The organism is Branchiibius cervicis, assembly GCF_042661605.1.
Classification (GTDB): Bacteria; Actinomycetota; Actinomycetes; order Actinomycetales; family Dermatophilaceae; genus Branchiibius; species Branchiibius cervicis.
The window spans coordinates 2,811,734-2,836,221 of sequence record NZ_JBHSWJ010000002.1 but is presented as its reverse complement, the minus strand read 5'-3'; the positions used below and the strand labels follow the sequence as shown (position 1 = coordinate 2,836,221).

Annotated in this window: 11 protein-coding genes, 3 rRNA genes and 4 pseudogenes; 9 read left to right on the top strand and 9 right to left on the bottom strand. The window is 64.8% G+C overall.

What is annotated here, in order from left to right:
- Nucleotides 1-27: 27 nt before the first annotated feature.
- Nucleotides 28-1,128 carry an SGNH/GDSL hydrolase family protein gene (locus ACFQBT_RS14690; protein ID WP_377823748.1) on the bottom strand — a complete coding sequence of 367 codons (1,101 nt, stop codon included), beginning with the start codon at nucleotides 1,126-1,128 and terminating at the stop codon, nucleotides 28-30.
- Between the two features lie 91 nt (nucleotides 1,129-1,219).
- On the opposite strand from ACFQBT_RS14690, the pseudogene ACFQBT_RS14685 reads away from it, so the two are divergent.
- The 6 genes and pseudogenes from ACFQBT_RS14685 (at nucleotide 1,220) to ACFQBT_RS14660 (ending at nucleotide 12,911) form a co-directional block, all read left to right on the top strand.
- Nucleotides 1,220-2,594 (top strand): annotated as a pseudogene (locus tag ACFQBT_RS14685) (cystathionine beta-synthase).
- Between the two features lie 629 nt (nucleotides 2,595-3,223).
- A 16S ribosomal RNA gene (locus ACFQBT_RS14680) occupies nucleotides 3,224-4,752 on the top strand.
- Nucleotides 4,753-5,222: 470 nt separating this feature from the next.
- Nucleotides 5,223-8,358, top strand: a 23S ribosomal RNA gene (locus ACFQBT_RS14675).
- Between the two features lie 154 nt (nucleotides 8,359-8,512).
- A 5S ribosomal RNA gene (rrf, locus tag ACFQBT_RS14670) occupies nucleotides 8,513-8,630 on the top strand.
- Together the 16S, 23S and 5S rRNA genes form the textbook arrangement of a ribosomal RNA operon.
- Nucleotides 8,631-8,736: 106 nt before the next feature.
- Nucleotides 8,737-12,192, top strand: coding sequence for a bifunctional lysylphosphatidylglycerol synthetase/lysine--tRNA ligase LysX (lysX, locus tag ACFQBT_RS14665; protein ID WP_377823746.1), 3,456 nt, complete (start codon nucleotides 8,737-8,739; stop codon nucleotides 12,190-12,192).
- Complete coding sequence (locus ACFQBT_RS14660) at nucleotides 12,189-12,911, top strand: gamma-glutamyl-gamma-aminobutyrate hydrolase family protein (RefSeq protein WP_377823744.1); 723 nt, start codon at nucleotides 12,189-12,191, stop codon at nucleotides 12,909-12,911. Before lysX ends, ACFQBT_RS14660 begins: the two co-directional genes overlap by 4 nt.
- Here the strand turns inward: ACFQBT_RS14660 and ACFQBT_RS14655 are convergent.
- The 4 genes and pseudogenes from ACFQBT_RS14655 to ACFQBT_RS14640 form a co-directional block, all read right to left on the bottom strand.
- A pseudogene (locus ACFQBT_RS14655) lies at nucleotides 12,886-16,300 on the bottom strand (error-prone DNA polymerase). The gene ACFQBT_RS14660 and the pseudogene ACFQBT_RS14655 sit on opposite strands and share 26 nt — an antisense overlap.
- A gap of 8 nt (nucleotides 16,301-16,308) precedes the next feature.
- A complete protein-coding gene (locus ACFQBT_RS14650) occupies nucleotides 16,309-17,313 on the bottom strand; it encodes a hypothetical protein (protein WP_377825609.1) in 1,005 nt (334 codons plus the stop codon).
- 239 nt (nucleotides 17,314-17,552) lie between these two features.
- Nucleotides 17,553-17,789, bottom strand: a pseudogene (locus ACFQBT_RS14645) (Y-family DNA polymerase); the annotation flags it as partial.
- A 205-nt stretch (nucleotides 17,790-17,994) separates the two neighbouring features.
- Complete coding sequence (locus ACFQBT_RS14640) at nucleotides 17,995-18,627, bottom strand: hypothetical protein (RefSeq protein WP_377823743.1); 633 nt, start codon at nucleotides 18,625-18,627, stop codon at nucleotides 17,995-17,997.
- A gap of 127 nt (nucleotides 18,628-18,754) precedes the next feature.
- Here ACFQBT_RS14640 and ACFQBT_RS14635 point away from each other — a divergent pair.
- Nucleotides 18,755-19,264, top strand: a pseudogene (locus tag ACFQBT_RS14635) (alpha/beta hydrolase); the annotation flags it as partial.
- A gap of 35 nt (nucleotides 19,265-19,299) precedes the next feature.
- Here ACFQBT_RS14635 and ACFQBT_RS14630 read toward each other — a convergent pair.
- The 3 genes from ACFQBT_RS14630 to ACFQBT_RS14620 form a co-directional block, all read right to left on the bottom strand.
- Nucleotides 19,300-19,539: a hypothetical protein gene (locus tag ACFQBT_RS14630; protein ID WP_377825608.1), complete on the bottom strand. Its 240-nt coding sequence runs from the start codon at nucleotides 19,537-19,539 to the stop codon at nucleotides 19,300-19,302.
- A gap of 114 nt (nucleotides 19,540-19,653) precedes the next feature.
- Nucleotides 19,654-20,115, bottom strand: coding sequence for a class I SAM-dependent methyltransferase (locus tag ACFQBT_RS14625; RefSeq protein WP_377823741.1), 462 nt, complete (start codon nucleotides 20,113-20,115; stop codon nucleotides 19,654-19,656).
- Between the two features lie 159 nt (nucleotides 20,116-20,274).
- Entirely contained in the window at nucleotides 20,275-21,678 is a 1,404-nt protein-coding gene (locus ACFQBT_RS14620; protein WP_377823739.1) for an FAD-binding oxidoreductase, read from the bottom strand.
- A gap of 160 nt (nucleotides 21,679-21,838) precedes the next feature.
- On the opposite strand from ACFQBT_RS14620, the gene ACFQBT_RS14615 reads away from it, so the two are divergent.
- Nucleotides 21,839-22,627, top strand: coding sequence for an SGNH/GDSL hydrolase family protein (locus tag ACFQBT_RS14615; protein ID WP_377823737.1), 789 nt, complete (start codon nucleotides 21,839-21,841; stop codon nucleotides 22,625-22,627).
- A gap of 3 nt (nucleotides 22,628-22,630) precedes the next feature.
- On the opposite strand, the gene ACFQBT_RS14610 is transcribed toward ACFQBT_RS14615, so the two are convergent.
- Nucleotides 22,631-23,647, bottom strand: a complete 1,017-nt coding sequence (locus ACFQBT_RS14610; RefSeq protein ID WP_377823736.1) for a GNAT family N-acetyltransferase — start codon at nucleotides 23,645-23,647, stop codon at nucleotides 22,631-22,633.
- Nucleotides 23,648-23,702: 55 nt separating this feature from the next.
- Between ACFQBT_RS14610 and ACFQBT_RS14605 the strand changes: the two genes are divergently transcribed.
- Nucleotides 23,703-24,455 carry an SDR family NAD(P)-dependent oxidoreductase gene (locus ACFQBT_RS14605; protein WP_377823735.1) on the top strand — a complete coding sequence of 251 codons (753 nt, stop codon included), beginning with the start codon at nucleotides 23,703-23,705 and terminating at the stop codon, nucleotides 24,453-24,455.
- Nucleotides 24,456-24,488: the final 33 nt, after the last annotated feature.

Sequence of the window (24,488 nt, the reverse complement as noted above, 5' to 3'; positions counted from 1 at the left end):
CCTCCGTCGTTGCAGGTGTGGTCCAGTCTACGGCTGGTTACCGGCAGGTAGCGGTTCGGTCCCGTCCGAGGAACCTCGGGCGGTGCCGTCGGCGGGATCATCGGGCGCGTCGGTCTCTTCGGACTCGGCTCGCGGCGCTGTCTCGGCCGGCCTGGGTGCTGACGAGCGCCGCAGCAATGTCGCCCACCGGCCCCTCGAACCGCGTCCGGACCCATCGACCTCGGCCGGACTCACTTCGGTGCCGGGGTGACTGACGGCGCGCTTGGCCGCCACGCTGACCGGACTCACTGCCGGCTGGACGCCGGTCCCCAACCGGCTCAGCACCGGCCGGACGTTGGTGTGTTCGCCGAGGGCGTCCAGGACGCTGGGCAGCAATGCCGCCGCGACACGGGCGTATCCGGCGGGTGAAGGGTGGAACTGATCGGCGGAGAACATGATTTTGGGCGTTGCTTTGAACTCCGGCCCCAACAGGTCGCCCAGGGAGACCGTCCGGCCACCGTGCTCGACCACGGCCACCGTCTGCGCGGCAGCGAGGTCACGGGACAGCCGCTGGGCCACCAACCGCAACGGCTGGGCGACCGGCCGGACCACACCCAGATCCGGGCAGGTGCCGACCACCACCTCGGCGCCGATCTCGCGCAAGTCGTCGACCACCTCGATCAGCGATCGGACCGCCGCCGCCCGCGGTGTGCGTTTGGTGATGTCGTTCGCGCCCACCATGATCACGGCCAGCTGCGGCGCAGGGCCTTCCCGGACCAGCTTCATCTGTTCGGCCAGGTCCGCCGAGACCGCGCCCACCACGGAGAAGTTGTGCAGTTCAACCGGTCGGCCGGCGAAGGCGGCTACGGCAGTGGCCACGATGGCGCCCACCGTCTCGTGCGGAGCATCGACGCCGAGACCACGAGCGGAGGAGTCGCCGATGACCACCATCTGCAGCGGCTCACCCGGCCCCGCGCCGTACCGGCCGGAATCCTCCAACCCCTCACCCCACGGCGTACCCACGATGCGGCGCGCCCACTTGGCCTCCCCGACCAGCACGCCCCACGCGGTCGCGAGTCCGGCGGCGCCCAGACCACCGCCGTACGCAGCCGCCGCGGCGATCTTCTGTGCTCGTCGTGCGCGTCCCATGGGTCACCTCCGCCTCGTACGCGTCTCCCTGGAACCTAACGCAGCGACCCGACAGTGCGGTTCCGCGGTGTGCGGATGCGAGACTGCAAGGGTGAGGTACGCCGAACACATCGCCGACCTGGTCGGCGACACCCCTGGTCAAGCTCAATCACGTCACCGACGGCATCGCCTGCACGGTCCTGGCGAAGGTCGAGTACGTCAATCCTGGCGGCTCGGTCAAGGACCGGATCGCCCTGCGGATGGTCGAGGCCGCCGAGCGCAGCGGTGCGTTGCAACCCGGCGGGACGATCATCGAGCCCACGTCGGGTAACACCGGTGTCGGCTTGGCGTTGGTCGCCCAGCGCAAGGGTTACCAGTGCATCTTCGTCTGCCCGGACAAGGTCAGCGAGGACAAGCGCAACGTGCTGAAGGCGTACGGCGCGAAGGTCGTCGTCACGCCCACCTCGGTCGCGCCGGATGATCCCGACAGCTACTACAGCGTGTCCGATCGCCTCGTCCAGGAAACCCCGGGCGGCTGGAAGCCGGACCAGTACTCCAACCCGGAGGGCCCCAACAGTCACTACCACTCCACCGGACCGGAGATCTGGGCCGACACTGACGGCCGGATCACTTCGTTCGTCGCGGGCATCGGTACCGGCGGGACGATCACCGGCACGGGCCGCTACCTGCGCGACGTCTCGGCCGATCGTGAGGGCGGCCGGGTGCACATCGTCGGGGCCGACCCCGAGGGTTCGGTCTACTCCGGCGGCACCGGGCGGCCCTACCTTGTCGAAGGCGTCGGTGAGGACATGTGGCCGCGCGCCTATGACCCGAAGGTGCCGGACGAGATCATCGCCGTCAGCGACGCCGAGTCGTTCGCGATGACCCGTCGGTTGGCCCGCGAAGAAGGTCTGCTGGTCGGCGGCTCCTGCGGGATGGCCGTCGTGGCCGCCCTGAAGCACGCGGCGACGCTACCCGCCGACGCGATCGTCGTCGTACTCCTGCCCGACGGCGGACGCGGCTACCTGTCCAAGATCTTCGACGACGAGTGGATGGCGTCCTACGGGTTCCTGTCCGCAAGTGATGAGGTGAGCGTCGGTGAGGCGCTCGCGCGCAAGTCCGGCGCCCTGCCCGCGTTGGTGCACACGCACCCGGCGGAGACCGTGCGCGACGCGATCATGATCCTGCGCGAGTACGCCGTGTCTCAGATGCCCGTCGTCAACGCCGAGCCGCCGGTGGTGGTGGGCGAGGTCGCCGGATCGGTGAGTGAGCGCGAACTGCTGGACGCGTTGTACGCCGGGCGCGCGCACCTGGCCGATGCGGTCAGGAAGCACCTCGAACCTCCGCTGCCGTTGATCGGAGCGGGCGAGCCGGTCAGTTCGGCTCGCGAGCTGCTCGAGAAATGCGACGCGGTGATGGTGGTCGAGGACGGCAAACCCACCGGGGTGCTCACCCGGGCCGATCTGCTGTCGTTGTTGATCGACTGAGTTCGCGAAGGGCTGCCTCGGCGGCCTGGAAACCCGCCATCCCGTGCACGCCGCGACCGGAGTTTGGGTGGCCCTCGATTCGGTGCCCTCGATGTCCGTCGCCGCCAGACCGGCGCGGGCCAGCCGGATTTCGGCGGTCAGCCGGTTGGGGCCGCTGCCCACGACGACCGCTGTGGCAGGGTCATCGGCGGGTATGTGCGAAGCCTCTGCGCGCAGCGCCCATCGGGTGCTGACCAGCGGATTTGGCAGGTGCGCCACCCCTCGTCTAATGTCTTCCATGTCAGCCGCTGAACGCGGCAGGCAAACCCGGAGCAGCGCGCTGAACCGAGTTGGTAACAACCGATTCGGCGTGATATGCTGAGGGTCCTCTCGGAGCCAAGTGCGCGAGGAACGGCCAGTCGGCCGGTCTGACGCCCAAGAGCCGAGGGTGAAAACATCCGCTTGATGAGCAAGAACCTTCCAAGGGTTTCTGTTAGTCATGTCGGCGTGTTTCTTGAGAACTCAATAGTGTGTCGAGTGATTGATGCCAATTGTTTTTTGATTGGTTGTCAGTGTTATGAATTGTTGCCTGACCTTTTGGTTGGGTGCTCTTTGTTGATTGATTGCCAGTTTTGGATTGTCTGTATTTTTTTGCGGAGAGTTTGATCCTGGCTCAGGACGAACGCTGGCGGCGTGCTTAACACATGCAAGTCGAACGCTGAAGCACCAGCTTGCTGGTGTGGATGAGTGGCGAACGGGTGAGTAACACGTGAGTAACCTGCCCTTCACTTTGGGATAAGCCTTGGAAACGGGGTCTAATACCGGGTATGACTGCGCATCGCATGGTGTGTGGTGGAAAGCTTTTGTGGTGGAGGATGGGCTCGCGGACTATCAGCTTGTTGGTGGGGTAATGGCTTACCAAGGCTTTGACGGATAGCCGGCCTGAGAGGGCGACCGGCCACACTGGGACTGAGACACGGCCCAGACTCCTACGGGAGGCAGCAGTGGGGAATATTGCACAATGGGCGCAAGCCTGATGCAGCGACGCCGCGTGGGGGATGACGGCCTTCGGGTTGTAAACTCCTTTCGCCATTGACGAAGCCTTTTTGGGTGACGGTAGGTGGAGAAGAAGCACCGGCTAACTACGTGCCAGCAGCCGCGGTAATACGTAGGGTGCGAGCGTTGTCCGGAATTATTGGGCGTAAAGAGCTTGTAGGCGGTTTGTCGCGTCTGCTGTGAAAGCCCGGGGCTTAACTCCGGGTCTGCAGTGGGTACGGGCAGGCTAGAGTGTGGTAGGGGAGACTGGAATTCCTGGTGTAGCGGTGAAATGCGCAGATATCAGGAGGAACACCGATGGCGAAGGCAGGTCTCTGGGCCACTACTGACGCTGAGAAGCGAAAGCATGGGGAGCAAACAGGATTAGATACCCTGGTAGTCCATGCCGTAAACGTTGGGCGCTAGGTGTGGGATCCATTCCACGGGTTCCGTGCCGTAGCTAACGCATTAAGCGCCCCGCCTGGGGAGTACGGCCGCAAGGCTAAAACTCAAAGGAATTGACGGGGGCCCGCACAAGCGGCGGAGCATGCGGATTAATTCGATGCAACGCGAAGAACCTTACCAAGGCTTGACATACACCGGAATCATGCAGAGATGTGTGAGCCTTTTTGGCTGGTGTACAGGTGGTGCATGGTTGTCGTCAGCTCGTGTCGTGAGATGTTGGGTTAAGTCCCGCAACGAGCGCAACCCTCGTTCCATGTTGCCAGCACGTGATGGTGGGGACTCATGGGAGACTGCCGGGGTCAACTCGGAGGAAGGTGGGGATGACGTCAAATCATCATGCCCCTTATGTCTTGGGCTTCACGCATGCTACAATGGCTCGTACAGAGGGTTGCGATACTGTGAGGTGGAGCGAATCCCTTAAAACGAGTCTCAGTTCGGATTGGGGTCTGCAACTCGACCCCATGAAGTCGGAGTCGCTAGTAATCGCAGATCAGCATTGCTGCGGTGAATACGTTCCCGGGCCTTGTACACACCGCCCGTCAAGTCACGAAAGTTGGTAACACCCGAAGCCCACGGCCTAACCGGTTTACCGGGGGAGTGGTCGAAGGTGGGATTGGCGATTGGGACTAAGTCGTAACAAGGTAGCCGTACCGGAAGGTGCGGCTGGATCACCTCCTTTCTAAGGAGCGCTCACCTGTCATGTCATGTGCTTCCACCGGTTGGTGGGGGTGTGGTGTTGGCGGGTGCAGAGAAGACATCAGCATCACCGATACTGCTTACCCGTTGTGGGGTGGGTGGGTCCGTGTGGTGGGTGTTGCTCAAGGGTGGAACATCAATCATGGTGCCTCGTGACCGCGAGTGCCGACTCGATCAACTAGTACTGAAGATCAAGCCCGTTGTGGTGTGGTGTTCGTGGAGGGTTGGTGGTGTTGGTGGGTGTGGTGTGGGGGCGTCGGCACACTGTTGGGTCCTGAAGGAACACGTGAGTGTTTTTTCTGGTGTGGCACGCATGGTGCTGGTCCTCATCTGGTGGTGGGGGTTGGTGGTGTGGTGTGTGTGTTGTTTGAGAATTGCATAGTGGACGCGAGCATCTTGTTTTTTGTGTCTTTGTGAATTTTGGTTGCTGCCTGCTGTTGGTTGGTGGGTGGTGGTCAAGTTTTTAAGGGCGCACGGTGGATGCCTTGGCACCAGGAACCGATGAAGGCCGTAGTAATCTGCGATAAGCCTCGGGGAGTCGATAAACGGGCTGATCCGAGGGTTGCCGAATGGGGGAACCCGGCTGGAGTTATGTCCAGTCACCTGCACCTGAATGTATAGGGTGTGTGGAGGGAACGCGGGGAAGTGAAACATCTCAGTACCCGCAGGAAGAGAAAACAATAGTGATTCCGTGAGTAGTGGCGAGCGAAAGCGGATCAGGCTAAACCTGCGTTGTGTGATACCTGTCAGGGGTTGCGGCGTGGGGGTTGTGGGATGCGTTGTACCGGTACTGACATGCTGGTGGGTAGTGATAAATCGCGCGTGTAGTCGAAGCATCTTGAATGGTGCACCGTAGAGGGTGGTGGTCCCGTAGACGAAACATGTGTGACTGCCTGAACGTTTTTTCCCAAGTAGCACGGGGCTCGAGGAATCTCGTGTGAATCTGGCAGGACCACCTGCTAAGCCTAAATATTCCCTGGTGACCGATAGCGGACTAGTACCGTGAGGGAAAGGTGAAAAGTACCCCGGGAGGGGAGTGAAATAGTACCTGAAACCGTGTGCTTACAATCCGTCAGGGCCTGCCCCGTTGGGGGTTGGGTGATGGCGTGCCTTTTGAAGAATGAGCCTGCGAGTTAGTGCTCAGTGGCGAGGTTAACCCGTGTGGGGAAGCCGTAGCGAAAGCGAGTCCGAAGAGGGCGTTTGAGTCGCTGGGTCTAGACCCGAAGCGGAGTGATCTACCCATGGCCAGGTTGAAGCGCCGGTAAGACGGTGTGGAGGACCGAACCCACTTCAGTTGAAAATGGAGGGGATGAGCTGTGGGTAGGGGTGAAAGGCCAATCAAACTCCGTGATAGCTGGTTCTCCCCGAAATGCATTTAGGTGCAGCGTCACGTGTTTCTTGCCGGAGGTAGAGCTACTGGATGGCTGATGGGCCTCACCAGGTTACTGACGTCAGCCAAACTCCGAATGCCGGTAAGTGAGAGCGTGGCAGTGAGACGGCGGGGGATAAGCTTCGTCGTCGAGAGGGAAACAGCCCAGATCACCAGCTAAGGTCCCTAAGCGTGTGCTAAGTGGGAAAGGATGTGGAGTTGCTGTGACAACCAGGAGGTTGGCTTAGAAGCAGCCACCCTTTAAAGAGTGCGTAATAGCTCACTGGTCAAGTGATTCCGCGCCGACAATGTAGCGGGGCTCAAGCACACCACCGAAGCTGTGGCAATCACACATGTTCCCTAGTACCCGGACTTGTTCTGTGGTGTTCAGGGGTGTGGTTGGGTAGGGGAGCGTCGTGTCACCAGTGAAGTCCCGGTGTGAACCAGGGGTGGAGGTGACACGAGTGAGAATGCAGGCATGAGTAGCGAATGACGGGTGAGAAACCCGTCCGCCGAATAACCAAGGGTTCCAGGGTCAAGCTCATCTGCCCTGGGTAAGTCGGGACCTAAGGCGAGGCCGACAGGCGTAGTCGATGGACATCCGGTTGATATTCCGGAACCGGCGAAGGACCGCCCATATCGAGGCGAGGGATGCTAACCACCCAAACCATGGTCGTTGTGTCACCTTCGGGTGGTACTGATCGTGGGGAGCGTGGGACCCGATCTCGTAGTAGGTAAGCAAGGGAGTGACGCAGGAAGGTAGCCTCCGCGTGGCGATGGTTGTCCACGTCTAAGAGCGCAGCCCGATCGGTAGGCAAATCCGCCGGTCATGTGGGTGAGGCTTGATAGTGACCACGAATGTGGGAAGTAGGGTGATCCTATGCTGCCTAGAAAAACTTCTAGCGAGGTCCGAGCCGCCCGTACCCTAAACCGACTCAGGTGGTTAGGTAGAGAATACTAAGGCGATCGAGTGAATCGTGGTTAAGGAATTCGGCAAAATGCCCCCGTAACTTCGGGAGAAGGGGGCCCCAACCCTGAAGCCATTTACTGGCTAGGGGGAGGGCCGCAGAGACCAGGGAGAAGCGACTGTTTACTAAAAACACAGGTCCGTGCGAAGAAGTAATTCGATGTATACGGACTGACGCCTGCCCGGTGCTGGAAGGTTAAGAGGACCGGTTAACATCCTTTGGGTGTGAAGCTGAGAATTTAAGCCCCAGTAAACGGCGGTGGTAACTATAACCATCCTAAGGTAGCGAAATTCCTTGTCGGGTAAGTTCCGACCTGCACGAATGGCGTAACGACTTCTCCACTGTCTCAACCGCGAACTCGGCGAAATTGCACTACGAGTAAAGATGCTCGTTACGCGCAGCAGGACGGAAAGACCCCGGGACCTTTACTATAGCTTGGTATTGGTGTTCGGTACGGCTTGTGTAGGATAGGTGGGAGACTATGAAGCCGCCACGCTAGTGGTGGTGGAGTCAACGTTGAAATACCACTCTGGTCGTTCTGGGCTCCTCACCTCGGACCATGATCTGGTTCAGGGACAGTGCCTGGTGGGTAGTTTAACTGGGGCGGTTGCCTCCCAAAGAGTAACGGAGGCGCCCAAAGGTTCCCTCAGCCTGGTTGGCAATCAGGTGTTGAGTGTAAGTGCACAAGGGAGCTTGACTGTGAGACAGACATGTCGAGCAGACACGAAAGTGGGGACTAGTGACCCGACGGTGGCTTGTGGAAGCGCCGTCGCTCAACGGATAAAAGGTACCCCGGGGATAACAGGCTGATCTTGCCCAAGAGCTCATATCGACGGCATGGTTTGGCACCTCGATGTCGGCTCGTCGCATCCTGGGGCTGGAGTAGGTCCCAAGGGTTGGGCTGTTCGCCCATTAAAGCGGTACGCGAGCTGGGTTTAGAACGTCGTGAGACAGTTCGGTCCCTATCCGCTGCGCGCGTAGGAAACTTGAGGAGACCTGTCCCTAGTACGAGAGGACCGGGATGGACGAACCTCTGGTGTGTCAGTTGTCCCGCCAGGGGCACCGCTGATTAGCTACGTTCGGAAGTGATAACCGCTGAAAGCATCTAAGCGGGAAGCACGCTCCAAGATCAGGTTTCCATCACCAACACGGTGTGAAGGCTCCCAGCTAGACGACTGGGTTGATAGGCCGGACGTGGAAGCACAGCAATGTGTGGAGCTGACCGGTACTAATAAGCCAACAACTTGACCACACCACACCCCTAGCCGGTGTGGCAGGTGGCACCAAAACCACCACAAGAACACGAACACACGAACTGCTTGCGTCCACTATGCGAATCTGAAACAACACCCCACAACAACACGAATAAGTGAAAAGTGGTGGAACAACACGTTGTTTCACAACGTTACGGCGGTCATAGCGAAGCGGGAAACGCCCGGACACATCCCGAACCCGGAAGCTAAGCCCTTCAGCGCCGATGGTACTGCACCCGCCAGGGTGTGGGAGAGTAGGACACCGCCGAACAACCATTCAGCAAACCCTTTCAGGGCCACCCCACCGGTGGCCCTGGAAGCATTTTCGAGGTCGTTTCGGTTCCCGCTCGGAGTATGCAGAGCGGATTTGCAGGGTTATGTGGCAGGCTGGTTGTCTTATGGCAAGCACCGTCACCGGGGTCGCATCGTCGCGTCCGCCGTCTCCACGTGCACGACCCCGCCAGTCCCGCCAGCCGCTCGATCGGAGCAACTGGCGTGAGCAAGTAGCCATTTGGGTCGGCCGACTTCTGATGATTGCGGCGGTCTGGTCACTGATCACCATCCCGCTGCGCGGTTCGGTGCTGGCCGAATTCGGTGCCGACCTGCTCGGTCTGCTGAACATTCCCGCTGAGCCCAGCTTCTTCATGGCCGGCTTCCTGGCGGTACTCGCCGGCGGCGTGCGGCGACGGCTTCGCGCGGCGTACCTCTGGTTGGTCGTCTTGTCCGCCCTGTCCGTCGCGGCGTCCATAGCGATGGTCGTGCGCGCCCAGGACCGGCCCGAGTTCATCGACGATCTGCGGTTGCGGGGACTGGCTCACGAATATGCCGTCTTCCGAACCGGCGAGGTCGCCTCGGTCATCTCGCTGGTGGTGGGCGTAGCGGCGTTCGTCGTCCTCCTCAGCTGTCGCAGCCAGTTCCCGGCCCGCCTGAGCAAGAACGCCGTGGGCGCTGCGATCGGCGTCCTGATCGGGGGCCTGTTCTTCTCGTTCGTCGTGACCTTCTTGCTGACCTTGCAATTCCACGGCAGCCTGCACTCCCTGACCGAGAAGTTGGTGTGGTCATCCCGGTCGACGTTCGGTATCGATTCCAACCCGTCCAACGCCGCTGTCCTCAATGGGCACAGCGGGTTGCCGTGGGTGTACGGCCTGGCCGGCGTACTGTCCGCGCTTGCTCTGTTGTTGGCTCTGCTGGTCTTCTATCGCTCCGGGCGGCAGGCCGAAGCCATCTCCGCCGACGAGGAGCTGCAGGTGCGGCGGCTTCTGCTGGAGTACGGCGAAGACGACTCCCTGGGCTACTTCGCTACCCGCCGCGACAAGAGCGTGCTGTTCTCCCACGACGGTCTGGCGGCGGTGACCTTCCGCAACGAGGGCAGCGTCAGCCTGGCCAGCGCGGACCCGATCGGGCGGCACGACTCCTGGGCGGACGCCGTCGATCTGTGGATCAAGCAATGCCGCGACACCGGCCGCTATCCGGCCGTGCTGTCCTCCTCCGAGCGCGGCACGCTCACCTACAAAGCCGCCGGCCTGCGTACGTTCCCGCTCGGAGATGAGGCGATCATCTCGGTGCAGCGCTTCAACCTCAACGGCCCGGCGATGCGCCCGGTGCGGCAAGCGGTCCGGCGGGTCGAGCGTGCGGGATACACCACCCAGGTACGCCGGCACAGCGAGCTCACTCCCGACGAGCTGGCGCTGATCGCCACACTGGCCGAGGAATGGCGCGGTGAGGACACCGAGCGAGGGTTCTCCATGGCCCTCAACCGGCTGGGCGATCCGGCCGACGGACGCTGCCTGATCATCACCGCCCACGACACGACCGGAACCATCCGCGGGTTCCTGTCCTTCGTTCCCTGGGGCAGCCGGGGCGTGTCGCTGGACCTGATGCGACGGGACCGAAGCGCCGAGAACGGCCTCAACGAATACATGGTGTCGTGCCTGGTGGACGCCGCTCCCAAACACGGCATCCGGCGCATCTCGCTGAACTTCGCCGTCTTCCGGGAGGTCTTCAGCAATGCCGACCAGGTCAGCGCCGGGCCGGTTACCAAGGTCACCGATGCCGCGCTCAGCTATGCATCCAAGTTCTTCCAGCTCGAGACGCTCTACCGCAGCAACGACAAGTACCAACCGGACTGGGTCCCACGGTTGCTGTGCTACGACGCCGCCCTGACCGTGGCCCGCGCGGGTCTGGCGATGGGCACCGCTGAAGGTTTCGTGCCCGTCCTCGGCCCCCGCTTCCTGGTCGGGCAGCGACTGGCATCCGAGCAGGAGCAGCGCTCCGAACCGGACTTCGCCCTCAAGGTCCGGGCCCAGGAACAAGAGCTCCTGGCCGCCCGTGCCCCCGACCCGGTGCTCAACGAGCAGCAACGGGTCCGTCGTGACAAGATGGCGATCTCCGAGACCGAGGGCTTGCAGCCCTATCCGGTGTCGGTGCCGCGCACCCACCGCGTCGCGGACCTGCTCCTGCGCTACGTCGACCTCCCGCCGGACCGGATCACCGATGACACGGTCTCGATCGCCGGCCGGATCCGGGCGGTGCGGGACTTCGGTGGGGTGGTGTTCGCCGTACTCGATGACGAGGGGGCCCGGATCCAGGTGATGGTCACCGGGGACGGCACACCCGAGCAAGCCCGCTGCGCGTGGCGCTCGGCCACCGACCTGGGCGACCTGGTCAGCGTCACGGGGCGCATCGCGACCTCGCGCACCGGTGAGCTGTCGGTGCTGCTGGAGTCGTGGCAGTTGGCGGCCAAGTGCCTGTCACCGATCCCGACGTTGGGCACCACCCTGAGCGACGACCTGCGCGCTCGCAACCGCACCTTGGAGTTGCTCTCCGACCCCACCGCCATGGAGGTGTTGCGCAAACGGTCCCTCGGTGTGCGTTCGATGCGAAACACGCTGCAGGATCAGGACTTCCATGAGGTCGAGACGCCGATCCTGCAGACCGTCCACGGTGGTGCCAACGCACGGCCGTTCACGACGCACATCAACGCCTACGACATGGACCTCTACCTGCGGATCGCGCCCGAGCTCTTCCTGAAGCGACTAGCGGTGGGTGGGATGCAGCGGGTGTTCGAGCTGGGTCGTAACTTCCGCAACGAGGGGGTCGATGCCACCCACAACCCGGAGTTCACCTCGCTGGAGGCATACCAGGCGTACGCCGACTACAACGTCATGCGTGAACTGGCCCGTGAGGTCATCATCAACGCCGCGGTCGCGATCCACGGATCCCCGGTGGCGGCCCGCAAGCGCGAAGACGGCACCGTCGATCTGATCGACCTATCGGGGCCGTGGCCGGTCAAACCGGTGTACCAGGCGGTGTCCGAAGCAGTCGGCGTCGAGCTGACGACGGCTACGCCCCGAGAGCAGATCGCGGCGGTGTGCCGCGACAAGGGTCTCGAATTCGACGACCGGATGACCGCCGGGCAGTTGGTCGCTGAGCTGTACGACGAATTCGTGGAGGGCCAGACCACCTTCCCGACGTTCTATATCGACTTCCCGGTCGAGACCTCGCCGCTGACCCGGGTGCACCGCACCGATCCGAAACTCTCGGAGCGTTGGGATCTGGTTGCCTGGGGAGCCGAACTGGGTACTGCCTACAGCGAGCTCATCGATCCGATCGACCAGCGGCGCAGACTGACCGAGCAGTCGCTGGCCGCGGCGGCAGGAGACCTGGAAGCGATGGAGGTCGACGAAGACTTCCTGCGGGCGTTGGAGCTCGGTCTGCCGCCCACCGGCGGGTTGGGCCTGGGCGTGGACCGGGTGATCATGATGATCGTCGGCGAGCAGATCAAGGCCACCTTGGCCTTCCCGTTCGTCAAGCCTCGTACGATCAACGGGTGACCCGTCCGCTGATCGGCCTGACCAGCTACCACGACACCGTCTCCCGCGGTACCTGGGTGGACCAGGACAGTGCCTATCTGACGTACTCCTATGTCGCCAAAGTGGCTGCGGCGGGAGGGATCCCACTGTTGATCCCGCCCGTCCACGGCGCGGACGAGACCTGGGCACGCGACGTACTGGAAGGCTTGGACGGGCTGTTGCTCAGCGGCGGGGATGACGTCTCGGCTGCTCGCTACGGGCAGTCCCCGCATCCGTCGGCCCAGGAGCCGAACCCGCAACGTGATGAGTGCGAGTTGCTGCTGGCGAGGGTGTCCCGGAGTCTGGACCTACCGATGCTGGGCATCTGCCGCGGGATCCAGGTGATGGCGGTCGAGGCCGGCGGTGAGTTGATCCAGCATCTGCCGGATGAGTACGACGTCGTCGACCATCCCTCCGGCGGAGGTGTTTTCGGATCCCATCCGGTGCAGATCGAGCCGGGTTCAGTTCTGCACGAGCTGCTCGGACCCCGGGTCGACGTACCGACCTACCACCATCAGGCTGTGCACAGGGCGCCCGGCTATGAGATCGTCGCGCGAGCCGACGACGGGGTGGTCGAGGCCATGGTCGATCCCGTCGCCCGGTGGCGGGTAGGGGTGCAGTGGCATCCCGAGGAGGCTGCCGACCTGCGCCTCTTCGAGGCGTTCGTGACGGCAGCTACTGGAAGTCGCGCGACTGGGTGACCACCGTGATCGGCAACGCTTCGATCCGGTCGGCGACGACGTTGGTGACGCCCTCGGCGGTGCGTTCGAGGATCCCGCGGATCACCATGGCCGGCGCAGTGCGGGCAGTTCGCCGATAACGCTGCCAAACTCCCTTGCTGACAACGATATTCGCCAGGCCGGTCTCGTCCTCCAGGTTGAGGAAGGTGATGCCGCTGGCGGTGGCCGGTCGCTGCCGGTGGGTGACCACCCCGGCGACCCGGATGCGCCGACCAGACTCAGCGGTCGCCAGATCGGTGACCCGCAGGACGCCGTCCTTGACCAATCCCTCGCGAGCGTGTCGCATCGGGTGGTCGACCGGGCTGATCCCCGTCGCTTGCAAGTCGTGGATCAGTAGTTCACCGGTGGTCAGCTCGGGCAGCAGTGGCGGTTGGTAGGCCTGCTGCATCGGCAACTGATTGCTGCGTACGCCGGCCGCGGCCCCCGCCTGCCACAACGCCTCACGGCGGGTGCCCGCGATCGGTTCCAACGCGCCGGACAGGGACAGGGCCTCCAACTGATCGGTTTCCAGGTGGCAGCGCCGGGACAGGTCGGTCATGTCGGTGAACGGGCGGCGGGTTCGTTCGGTCACGATGCGCTGCGCCAGGTCGGCACCGATGGCGCTGATGTCCGCCAGACCCAGGCGCACGGCGTACCCCGCATCGCGTCGGTGGCCGGCCGAGTCGTCCGGTGCGTCCGGGTCGAACGGTGGCATGGCGCCCGGGTCCGCATCGTGCAGGCACTCCTCCCGACCCGGGTGACGTGCGCCGGTCAGTTCGAGCTCGGCGTACACCCCGGAGCGCACGATACAGGGGCTGAGCACCTCGACCCCGTGCCGGCGCGCGTCGTGCGTGAGGGTCTGCGGCGAATAGAAGCCCATCGGCTGGGCCCGCAGCAGGCCGGCGAGGAACGCGGCGGGGTAGTGCAGTTTGAGCCAGGAGCTGGCGTAGACCAGGACCGCGAAGCTGAGCGAATGGGACTCGGCGAAACCGAAGTTGGCGAACGCTTCGATCTTGGTGTAGATCTCGTTCGCGACCTCTTCGGACAATCCGTTGGATCGCATTCCGGCGTAAAGCTTTTCCCGTAACGCATCAATCCGCTCGACTCCGCGTTTGGATCCCATCGCGCGTCGTAGCAGGTCGGCGTCGGCTGAGGAACAATCACCGACGGCCATCGCCATCTGCATCAACTGCTCCTGGAAGAGCGGTACGCCGAGAGTGCGCTCCAGGACCGGCTCGAGCAGCGGGTGGGCGTAGGTGACCGGCTCTTCACCGGTGCGCCGGCGGATGTAGGGGTGGACCGCGCCTCCCTGGATCGGGCCGGGCCGGATCAGACCGATCTCGACGGCCAGGTCGTAGAAGCAGCGCGGTTTCAGCCGGGGCAATGTGCCGATCTGAGCCCGGCTCTCCACCTGGAATACCCCGATCGAGTCCGCCCGGCACAACATGTCGTAGACGCCGGGCTCTTCCTTGGGAAGCGTCTCGATCCGCCAGGTCTCGCCCAGGTGCTGGGCGGTCAGATCGAAGGTGTGTTGCACCGCCGCCAGCATTCCCAGGCCGAGCAGATCGAACTTCACCAGTCCCATCCAGGCACAGTCGTCCTTATCCCATTGCAGGACAGTACGATCCGGCATTCGTGCTGGCTCAATAGGACACACCTCACTGACCGGGCGGTCGGTGAGCACCATGCCGCCGGAGTGGATGCCGAGGTGGCGGGGAAGCTGAGCACCTGGGTGGCCAGGTCGACCACCTCGACGGGGATGTCGTGGTCGGTGCTATTGACTTCTGCACCCCACCGCTCGACCTGGCGAGAATAGGCGTCCTGCTGACCTTGGCTGTGCCCCAGCGCTTTTGCCATGTCCCGCACGGCGTTCTTGGGGCGATAGGTGACCACGTTGGCGACCTGGGCGGCGTTGCGCCGGCCGTAGCGGCGGTAGACGTACTGGATCACTTCCTCGCGGCGACGGGAGTCGAAGTCGACGTCGATGTCGGGTGCTTCCTCGCGCAACTCGGACAGGAATCGTTCGAACGGCAGCCCGTAGTAGATGGGGTCGATCACGGTGATGCCCAGGACGTAACAGACCGCCGATGCCGCAGCGCTACCCCGGCCCTGGCACAGGATGCCGCTGCGCCGGGCGAACTGCACGATGTCGTTGACGATCAAGAAGTAGCCGGGGAAGTCTTTGCGCTCGATCACGTCCAGCTCCCGCTCGAGGCGGGCTTCGGCCTCTGCCGTGAGGGTCGGCCAGACCCGTGCCGCACCCCGCCAGGTCAGCTCTCGCAGCCAGGACATCGGGGTATGTCCCTGCGGCACATCCTGTTTCGGCAGACGCGGGCTGGCGGCTCGCAAGGGGAACGCGCACTCGTCGGCGATCTCGACGGTGCGTCCGATGGCTCCGGGGAATCGGGTAAACCGGCTCTGCAGCTCCGCGCCGCTCTTGAGATAGGCCTGCCCGTGCGCAGGCAGCCAGCCGTCCAACTCCTCCAAGCTGCGCCGGGAGCGCACTGCGGCCAGTGCCGTGGCGATCCGGAACTGGTCCGGGGTGGCGTAGTGCACCGCGTTGGTCGCCACGACTGGGACCCCAGCGCGTACGGCGACCCGCGCCAATTGGTCGCAGCGCACCGAGTCCGCGGGCGAGCCGTGATCGGTGAGCTCGACGAAGACGTTGCCGGCACCGAAGTGCTCCTGCAGGATCGAGACTTCCCGGGCGGCGGCATCGACACCGTCGCGATCCAGGGCTCGCCGGACAGCACCCTTGCGACAGCCGGTCAGCACGACCCAGCCGCCGGCGGCCTCCGTCGCAACGCTGGCGAGGTCGTGCACCGGCCGGCCCTTCTCGGCGTCGCTGGCCAGGTGTCCGTCGGTAAGCGCCCGGGACAACGTGCGATACCCCGCGCTGCCTTTGGCCAGGACCAGCAGATGATCCCCTTCAGGGTCGGCGATGCCGTTCTGCGGTGTGCTCAGACCGAGGGAGAATTCGGCACCGAAGCAGGTCCGCAGGTCGATCGCATCCTCGGTCGCGGCGTACGCCTCGGCCGCCTCGGCGAACCGGACCACGCCGTACAGACCGTTGTGATCGGTCAGCGCCATCCCGTGAAGCCCCAGCCGGGCCGCCTGGGTGATCAGTGCCTCGGGGAGGCCGCGCCGTCCAGGAAGCTGTAGTGCGAGTGGGCGTGCAATTCGGCGTAGGGGACATTCGGTCCGTGATCCACCTCGAGCGCGCGAGCTTTGAACGCGGCTCGTTTGCGGGAGAAGCCGGGTGCATCGCCACCATCGGCGGGGTAGGTCCTGGCTTTGGGTTCGGGCCGGATGCCCTGGGACAGGGCACGTTCCAGTTGCCACCAGGGGATTGCCGGGTTATTGAAGCCCATGGCTCACCTCAGTCATAACGCGCCTCAGCCCACCACTCGCCGGCCGCGTGCAGCACCAGCCAGGCCTGCTGTTGGTCGTCGACGAGTTGGAACCGGTGCAGGGGTTTCTGGTCGGTCTTGGCCCGTCGCCACCACCGGCCGTTGACCGGCCATGGCCCGGCCCACGCGGTGATCCGACCGGTCGACCGGCCCGGCCATTCGGCGGTGGCCGGGGTGCCGGTGAGTACTCCGCGATCACTGATCGAGAGCGGGGTGCCGCGCTCGGTCAGCACCCGCATGGCTTGGGCTTCCCGGAAGACGACCGATGGGGCGGGACCGGGGACGGTGTCCGGCCACGGTTGTTCCAGCCGTCGCACTGCCCGGTCGGGAGTGGCTTGTCCGAACGGGGAAAAAGCTTGTCGCTCATGCAACATCCGGCCACCGACGACACTGCCGACCAGGACTGCGTCATAGCCCAGCCGGTGCTGCAGGCCGGTGAGGGTGTGCAGCACGTGGTCGTCAGGCCGATCCCCCCACAGACCCTGGCTGTGCTGCACGGCGGCGTCCAACTCGGTGGCGGCGATCTCGATCAGGGTGATCGGCCGGCGCTTCTGCTTGCCCAGATCGGTGAGTTGCCACTGCACCCGGTCGAGGATCTCCCGGGCGCCCAGGTGCCATGGGTGGCGCCACTCGCGTTCGTGGATCTCACCGGCGCTTTCGCGGGGTCCCGGCTCGTGGTGGGTGATGATCCGGATCCCGGTGCACACCAGTGATCCGTCGTTGATGCGAGCACTGAGTTGCTCCACGGCAGAACCGCATTCGCTGACGATGGCTTCGATGGCATCGGAGGGTTCGTCCAACACGATGCGGGCGGCCAGCTCGTCCGGGGCGGTGCGCGGATTGAGGATCGGTGCGTCGAGCCCGCACGCCAGCTGATGGGCACGAAGGCCGGCCGCACCGAACCGGTCGAGAACCTGTTCGCGGGGTAGTCCGGCCAGTGCGCCGATCGAGCGAATACCCATGCGGCGCAGCACGTTCGCCATTTTGGGATCGCCGGCTGCTTCGGCAATGACGGTGACGGGCAGGTCGGCCAGCAGGCCGGGGAGCCGCCCGGCGGGACGACCTCCACCCCCTGGTAGGCCGCTTGTTCTGCCGCGAAGAGACCGTCAGCCACTGCCACGCGAACGTCTGGTGCCCCGTCAGGGTGGGCTCGGCGTACGGCGATCTGCAGCTCCTGCGCGGCCCGCACCTCGGACCCGTAGAAGCGGGCGGCTCCGCCGGCCCGGACGGCGGCGACACCGGGCCGGACCAGATGCACACTCGGCACCACGTCAGCCATGGCCCGCAGAATAGGCTCGAAGGCACGCTGCTCGGCCTCCGGATCATGTTGCAGGACAATGAGATCCGGGCAGCGATGTTGCGCCTGGCGCAGGCGGTCCCCGGGTCGGATGCCTTCGTCGCGCGCGGCCGGTGAACACGCAACCACGGCTCCTTTGGCGACCAGTGCCATCGGTGCGTGCTCGGGCACCCGGTGGATCATCCGGGCGGCGAGGACTGGCCACTGAGGACACCAGATCAGCATGACCCGGACGGGCTGCGGCGCTGGCTTCACCGTTGCCCCTGCGGTTTCTGAGGTGATCGCAGTTTGTGAGGGTCATTCAAGGCACAGGCATCCTCAGAATCCTCGATCTCCTCAGAATCGGTGACCAGTCCCGTCATGAGAGCTCCAGGTGCACGCTGCGTGTCCTGTGCCGCTCGGTGATGTCCAGGCGCAGATGCCGGCGGGTCAGATAGCCGCGGCCGTCGCCGATGCCGTCCCAGCGCTCGGTGTGCGCGTGCACGTGGGCCAGCGATCCGGCCGGCCAGCGGCCCAGTACGACGATCGTTGCGCGACGGTCCCGCAAACGCGCAGTCAGGCGGTTCAACTCCGCAGGGGCGAGCCGCGGCGGGGCGGGGGCGATCACCAGGTCGACCGCCTCGATCAGGGCGGCGATCACCTGGGTCCAGTCTTTCCCACCGGTCGGCAACAGGATCAACCGGTTCAGGGCGATACCCCAATCGGCGGCGGCCTCGATGCCGAGATCGGGAATGCCGACCACGCCCGCCCAGCCACCGGCGTCGCTGGCCCCGGCGATCAGGCCGAGGGCGATCGTGAGGGAGCCGGTCAGGTGGTAGATGCCTCCGCGGCGCAGACCGCCAGGGAAGGCAGGTGCGAGAATCGGGTGCACCGGCAGGTTGCCGCGCGGTGGCCGGGAGGCTCCGCTGAGGTGCTCGATGGGATCCAGCGGGCGTACGTCGGCCGGGCGCACCGCGGGGGCGCGATCGGTGACGGGAGCCGGTTGGAGCATCCATCGATCATCGAACAAGTGTTCGAACTATGCAACCCGCGGCGGCGTGTCGTGTGCGATGTATCAGGACATGGGTGACAGGGAAAACGCTTAGCGTTTCGCCCACGCTGCACTTACGGTCGCGAGCGTGGAAACCCTTGCATATCGACCATTGCCCATCGACCAGTCCGAAGTGGTCTATGCGTACGGGCCGGACTCACAGCTCCAAGACGGCGTTTCCCCTGGCGAGACGGTCGAGCTCGTTCTGTTGGGCAGTACTGCATACCCGGGCACCTCGCGTCGCGTCTGGGTGCACACGCCGGCAGGTCACGACGCCGCGAGGCCCGCGCAGGTGGTCGTGTTCCAAGATGGCTGGTGGTACCTCGACCCCGCAGGGCAGGTGCGCGCCGGGACCGTGCTGGACAACCTCGTCGCCTCGGGAGCCCTGCCACCGACCCTCGGGGTGTTTGTCGACCCCGGCGTCTTCGCCGACGTCGAGGACCCCGACGAGCGGAAGAACCGCCACGCCGAGTACGACGCCTTCGATGACCGGTACGTCACCTTCCTGCTGGAGGAGGTCCTTCCGCTTGTGGAGGGCCGCTGGGCCCTCAGCGCCGACCCGGCCCACCGGGCCATCTGCGGCGGCAGCAGCGGAGGCAATTGCGCCTTCACCGCCGCCTGGCATCGGCCGGATCAGTTCGGACGCGTCATCGCCTTCCTGTCCAGCTTCGCCCAGATGCCCGGGGAAACCCCTACCCGCAGCTCATCCCGAAGACGCCCGCTAAGCCACTGCGGGTTTTCCTGCAGGCCGGACATCGCGACCTCAATTGGAATGAGCCCGAAGAGAACTGGCTGGCCACCAACCTGCGCGTCTCGGCAGTTCTTGCCGAAGCCGGCTACGACTTCCGCCTTGTCCTTGGTGACGGTGGGCACAGCCCCAACCACGGCGGTGTTTTGCTCCCTGACGCGCTGCGCTGGACCTTTCGGCCCACCACCGACGAGGTCTTCGCATGAGTTGATAACCCAGGGTTATCAAGCCGCCGAACCTTACCGTCGTTCTGTCGGGGGAAAGGTGTGGGTAGCGCTCCAGAACGCCAGGTAGCCGCCCGGACGCAACAGTTGCCAGGCCTGACGGTAGCGCTGGGAAGGGTCGATCCAGTGCCACGCCGTGGCAGCGAAAACCAGGTCGAAGGGCTCGAACTGATCTGGTGGGAGGTCTTCGAAGCGGGCCTGCCGGACCGTGATGTCGGGGAACGCTCGAAGGTTGTGACGTGCCGCGGCCGCCAGGGCGGGCCCAGGCTCAACACATGTCGTGCGGCAGCCCCGTCTGGCTAGCGGCAGGGTTGCTTTGCCCATGGCGCAGCCGATCTCCATCACCCGGCTGGAAGCGGTCAGTTCGGTGGCGGCGATCAGGGCCTCATACAAGGCGTCGGGGTAGGTCGGGCGTGCGTCCTCGTACAGGTCTGCGACCGAGTCGAAGCTCCGCCGCAACTCCGATGGTTCGATCACGGGCTGATCATTTCACCGAACCCCAACGCCAAGCCTGCGCGCAGCATCACACCTGGAAGAGCGACGCCAACGACATGGGGGCGCTTGTGGTGGAGGTGCATGACCCATCGGTCAAGCACGACGAATTTTATTGCCGGACAAGCTTTTACGGTGCAAGACCTACAACACCTTGCCCGGGTTGAAGATGCCGTGCGGATCAAGGGCCTGCTTCACGGCACGTTGCATCGCAAGCTCCTCAGCCGACAGCTCTTGATGCAGCCCGTCACGTTTGAGCAGGCCGACACCGTGCTCACCGGTCACGGTGCCACCAAGGTCCAAGGCGTCGGCAATGATCTGACGGAACGCGGTCTCGGCTCGTTCGCGTGCAGCGGTGTCGCCGACATCGGTGATCAGCAGCGGGTGCAGATTTCCGTCGCCGGCGTGGGCGATATTCGCGATCAGGGTGTCGTTGTCGACAGCAGCCTTCTCTATCCGGCGCAGCATCTCCGGCACGGCAGCCTTCGGGACGCACACGTCCTCGGTGAGCACCGGGCCGAGCCGCTCCAGTGCGGGGTAGGCGAGTCGGCGTGCGGCGAAGAGCGCCTCAGCCTCCTCGGGGTCGCTGGAGGCGGCAGCCCAGGTCGCACCGGCCGTCTCGAAGGCCTCCAGCATCACCTGGGCCTCGTGCTCACCGGCGGCGCCGGGCGCGTCGGTGCGGCCCAGGAGCACGACGTTCGCATCGACCGACAGACCCATGTTCTTCCACTTGTCGACCGCCGCCAGACAGTGCTTGTCGATCAGTTCCAGCGCCGAGGGAACTACCCCTGATGCCCCGATCGCCTCGACGGCGTTCCCGGTATCGACGATGGAGGAGAAGTAGCCCGCCACCGTGCGTTGCGGCGGTTGCAGGTCGCGCAGGCGCACGGTGACTTCGGTGACCACCCCGAGCGTGCCCTCCGATCCGACGATCAGCCCGGCCATGTCGTAGCCGGCGACGCCCTTGGCCGTACGGCGACCGAGCCGGACGATCTCACCCAGCCCGTTGACGACCTCGAGCTCCAGGACGTAATCGCGGGTCACGCCGTACTTGACGCAACACAGTCCGCCCGCGTTGGTCGCGACGTTGCCGCCGATCGTCGACCACGGCGCACTGGCCGGGTCCGGCGGGTACCACAGGCCGTGCTCAGCAACGGCGGCTCGCAGGTCGTCGTTGACGACGCCGGGCTGGACGACGGCAAGGCGTTCGATGCCGTTGACCTCGACGATCCGGGTCATCCTCTCCGTCGACAGGATCACGCACCCGTCGACGGCGTTCGCCCCACCGGACAGCCCGGTGCCGGCGCCCCGGGTCACCAGCGGCACCGAGTGTTCGAGGCATACGCGGACGACGGCCTGGACGTCGGCCGTGTCACGAGCGCGGACCACGGCGAGCGGCGGGGCGTACGGCGCCCATTCGGCCTCGTCGTGGGAGTAGGACGCCAGCACCTGCGGATCGGTGACAAGACGCCCCTCCGGCAGAACTTCGGTGAGGCGGGCGACGACCAGGTTGGTCAGTGGTGCGGTGGAGGGGGCTGAAGACGTCACCACCTCAGTGAACATCACCATTCGCGGCGCTCGGACGCCAAGGGACGACCGACCCAGCCGCGTCGTAAGTTCTGGGTAAGTTCTGCGCCGCTGCTCTGGTGTCCGGAACCGGTGAGGAGTTTGCTCCTAGGGGTATCACCCTCACCCCCAGGAGCGCGCCATGTCCCGTCCACGCACGATCGTCCTCACTGCCGCCGTCGCCAGTGTCACCGGATTGGGGCTGGTGCCCACCGCTGATGCAGCGAGCGTGCGCTATGTCGCTCTCGGCGACTCCTACTCCGCCGGGGTGGGGGCCGGCAGCTACATCTCCAGCAGCGGCAGTTGCGATCGCAGCCCGAACGCCTACTCAGCTTTGTGGGCGGCGGCCCACGCGCCCTCGTCGTACGCATCGGTGGCTTGCTCGGGGGCGACGACAACCGACGTCATCAACAAACAGCTCTCGGCGCTGTCGTCGAGCACCACGCTGGTCAGCATCACCATCGGCGGTAACGACGAGAACTTCGGCGGGATCATGCAGGACTGCAACCTCAAAGGCACCACGACCTGTGTCAACGAGATCAACGCGGCCAAGGCCGATGCGACGGCGCACCTGCCGGCCAAGCTGGCCAAGGTCTACAGCGCGATCAAGTCCAAGGCGAGCAACGCCCACGTGGTGGTGCTGGGCTACCCCGACTTCTACGACGTGGCTAAGAGCTGTATCGGCCTGAGCCAGGCATCACGCACCGCGATCGACAGCGGCATCGACCTGCTCGACTCGCTCACGAAAACCGCTGCTACCAAGGCGGGTTTCACCTTCGGTGACGTCCGCTCGGCGTTTGCCGGCCACGAGATCTGTGACTCCGGCCGCTGGCTGCACTCGGTGAATCTGCTGGACATCGAGGAGTCCTACCACCCGACCGCGACCGGTCAGAAGTCCGGCTACCTGCCGGTCTTCAGCGCGAAGGTGTGATCCTCACACGTCCCGATAGAGTTCGGCCGCCCAGCCGACGGGGCGGAAGCCCATCGCGTCGTTGACCGCGATCATCGGGGCATTGGACTCTGCGTTCCAAGTGCGCACGTACGCCGCGTGCGGGAAGGCCTCCTGCATCGCCCGGGCGGTGCGCACTTTGAGTGCCATGCCCAACCGGTGCCCGCGATGGGCGCGGTCCACCAACGTGCCCCACTGGTAGACCCGGCCGCCGTCGGTCGCCGCGTACACCAGGTCGGTATAGCCCACCGGTTCGCCATCGGGGGATAGCGCCAACGTCGTGATCCGGGTCCTCCCTTGCTGCTCCAGCTCTTCTTCCTGCTCGCGGATCCGCCGCTCGTCCCACACCTCGACCTCGGGCACATGCTCACCCGTGGGCGCTTCGGTTTCCACCGCACCGACCAGCCGGCCGTAGCCGGGCAGAACCTCCTGCGGTGCGGCGCCGGCCCACGTGCGGAATGTGTAGCCCGCATGATGATCGGCCGCCTGACGCTCCAGATCGTCCAGTACGTCGACCGGCACCGGCAGGTCGAGGATCCGTTGGACTTCGAGCTGGCTGACGTGAAATCCGCTTGCGGCAGCGAATTGCATTCCCGGAGAACCGGATCCGTCGCGACGGGCGTCGTACGGCCACTGCAACCAGGCGATGGCGCGACTGCGGTGCGCCGATCGTGCCTCGCTCAGCAATGACTCCAGCAGCGCGGTCCCAATACCGTGCCGCCGGGCCTCCGGCACCACCGCGATCCCGACGTCAGCGGTGCTGGTGTTGTCCAGCAGCGGCAGCATCGCGGCAGCCACTCCTACTACCTGGCCGTCGCTCAGCGCCTGACGCAGGACCCGTCGCGCAGCGTGCTGCGGACTGCGCAGCATCGCGATGGTCTCCTGCAACGAGTAGGAGGTGTGATAGGCGAAGTCGTGCTCTTCGGCCCGGTTGCGCGCTGTGTGGAACGCCTCGACGGCTGCGTCGGAGGAAACGTCGAGCGGTTCGATCACCCAGGTCACGCGTGCGAGCATCCCCTAGGGCACCGGCGTCGGCAACACGTTTTAGCCTGGCCCTATGAGTGAACTCAGCGGCACCGTTGCCCTTGTCACCGGCGCTTCCAGCGGGATCGGGGAGGCGACGGCGCGCACACTGGCCGCCGCAGGCGCGTCGGTCGCGCTCGTGGCCCGGCGCAAGGACCGGCTCGACGCCCTCGCCGCGGAGGTCGGCGGCGGCGCGCTCGCCATCGAGGCAGACATCACCGACCGTGACCAGGCCGGTGCTGCCGTTGAGCACACCGTTTCGCAGCTGGGGCGCTTGGACATCCTGGTCAACAACGCCGGCGTCATGCTGCTCGGCCCGATCGAGGATGCGCCGATCGAGGAGTGGGACCGCATGCTCGACATCAACCTGCGCGCGGCCCTGTCGATGACCAAAGCGGCTCTGCCGCACTTGCTGGCGGCCGCCGACAGCGATCCGCGCCGGGTGGCCGACCTGGTCAACATCTCCTCGACGGCGGGGCGGCAGGTCAAAAAGGGTTCGGCCGTCTACAACCTGACCAAGCACGGCCTGGGTGCGTTCAGCGAATCGTTCCGGCAGGAGTTCAGCCGGCGCCACCTACGGGTCGGGGTCGTCGAGCCCGGCGCGGTGGTCACCGAACTGCGTGAGCAGCTGCGCGACGGGATCCGGGAAGCGAACTACCAACGGCTGGAAACCATGGAACCGCTTCAGGCGCAGGACATCGCTGACGCCATCTTGTTCATGGTGACGCGGCCACGGCACCAGACGATCAATGAACTCCTCATCCGCCCGACGGAACAGGACGACTGAAAGCCGGCCGATCGGCGTACGCGAAGAGGGTTC

What these genes read in the sequence shown, in the direction of transcription:
- ACFQBT_RS14690 (WP_377823748.1), bottom strand. Translation starts at nt 1,128, where the DNA reads ATGGGACGCGCACGACGAGCACAGAAGATCGCCGCGGCGGCTGCGTAC.
- lysX (WP_377823746.1), top strand. Translation starts at nt 8,737, where the DNA reads ATGTGGCAGGCTGGTTGTCTTATGGCAAGCACCGTCACCGGGGTCGCA.
- ACFQBT_RS14640 (WP_377823743.1), bottom strand. Translation starts at nt 18,627, where the DNA reads ATGCTCCAACCGGCTCCCGTCACCGATCGCGCCCCCGCGGTGCGCCCG.
- ACFQBT_RS14615 (WP_377823737.1), top strand. Translation starts at nt 21,839, where the DNA reads ATGTCCCGTCCACGCACGATCGTCCTCACTGCCGCCGTCGCCAGTGTC.
- ACFQBT_RS14605 (WP_377823735.1), top strand. Translation starts at nt 23,703, where the DNA reads ATGAGTGAACTCAGCGGCACCGTTGCCCTTGTCACCGGCGCTTCCAGC.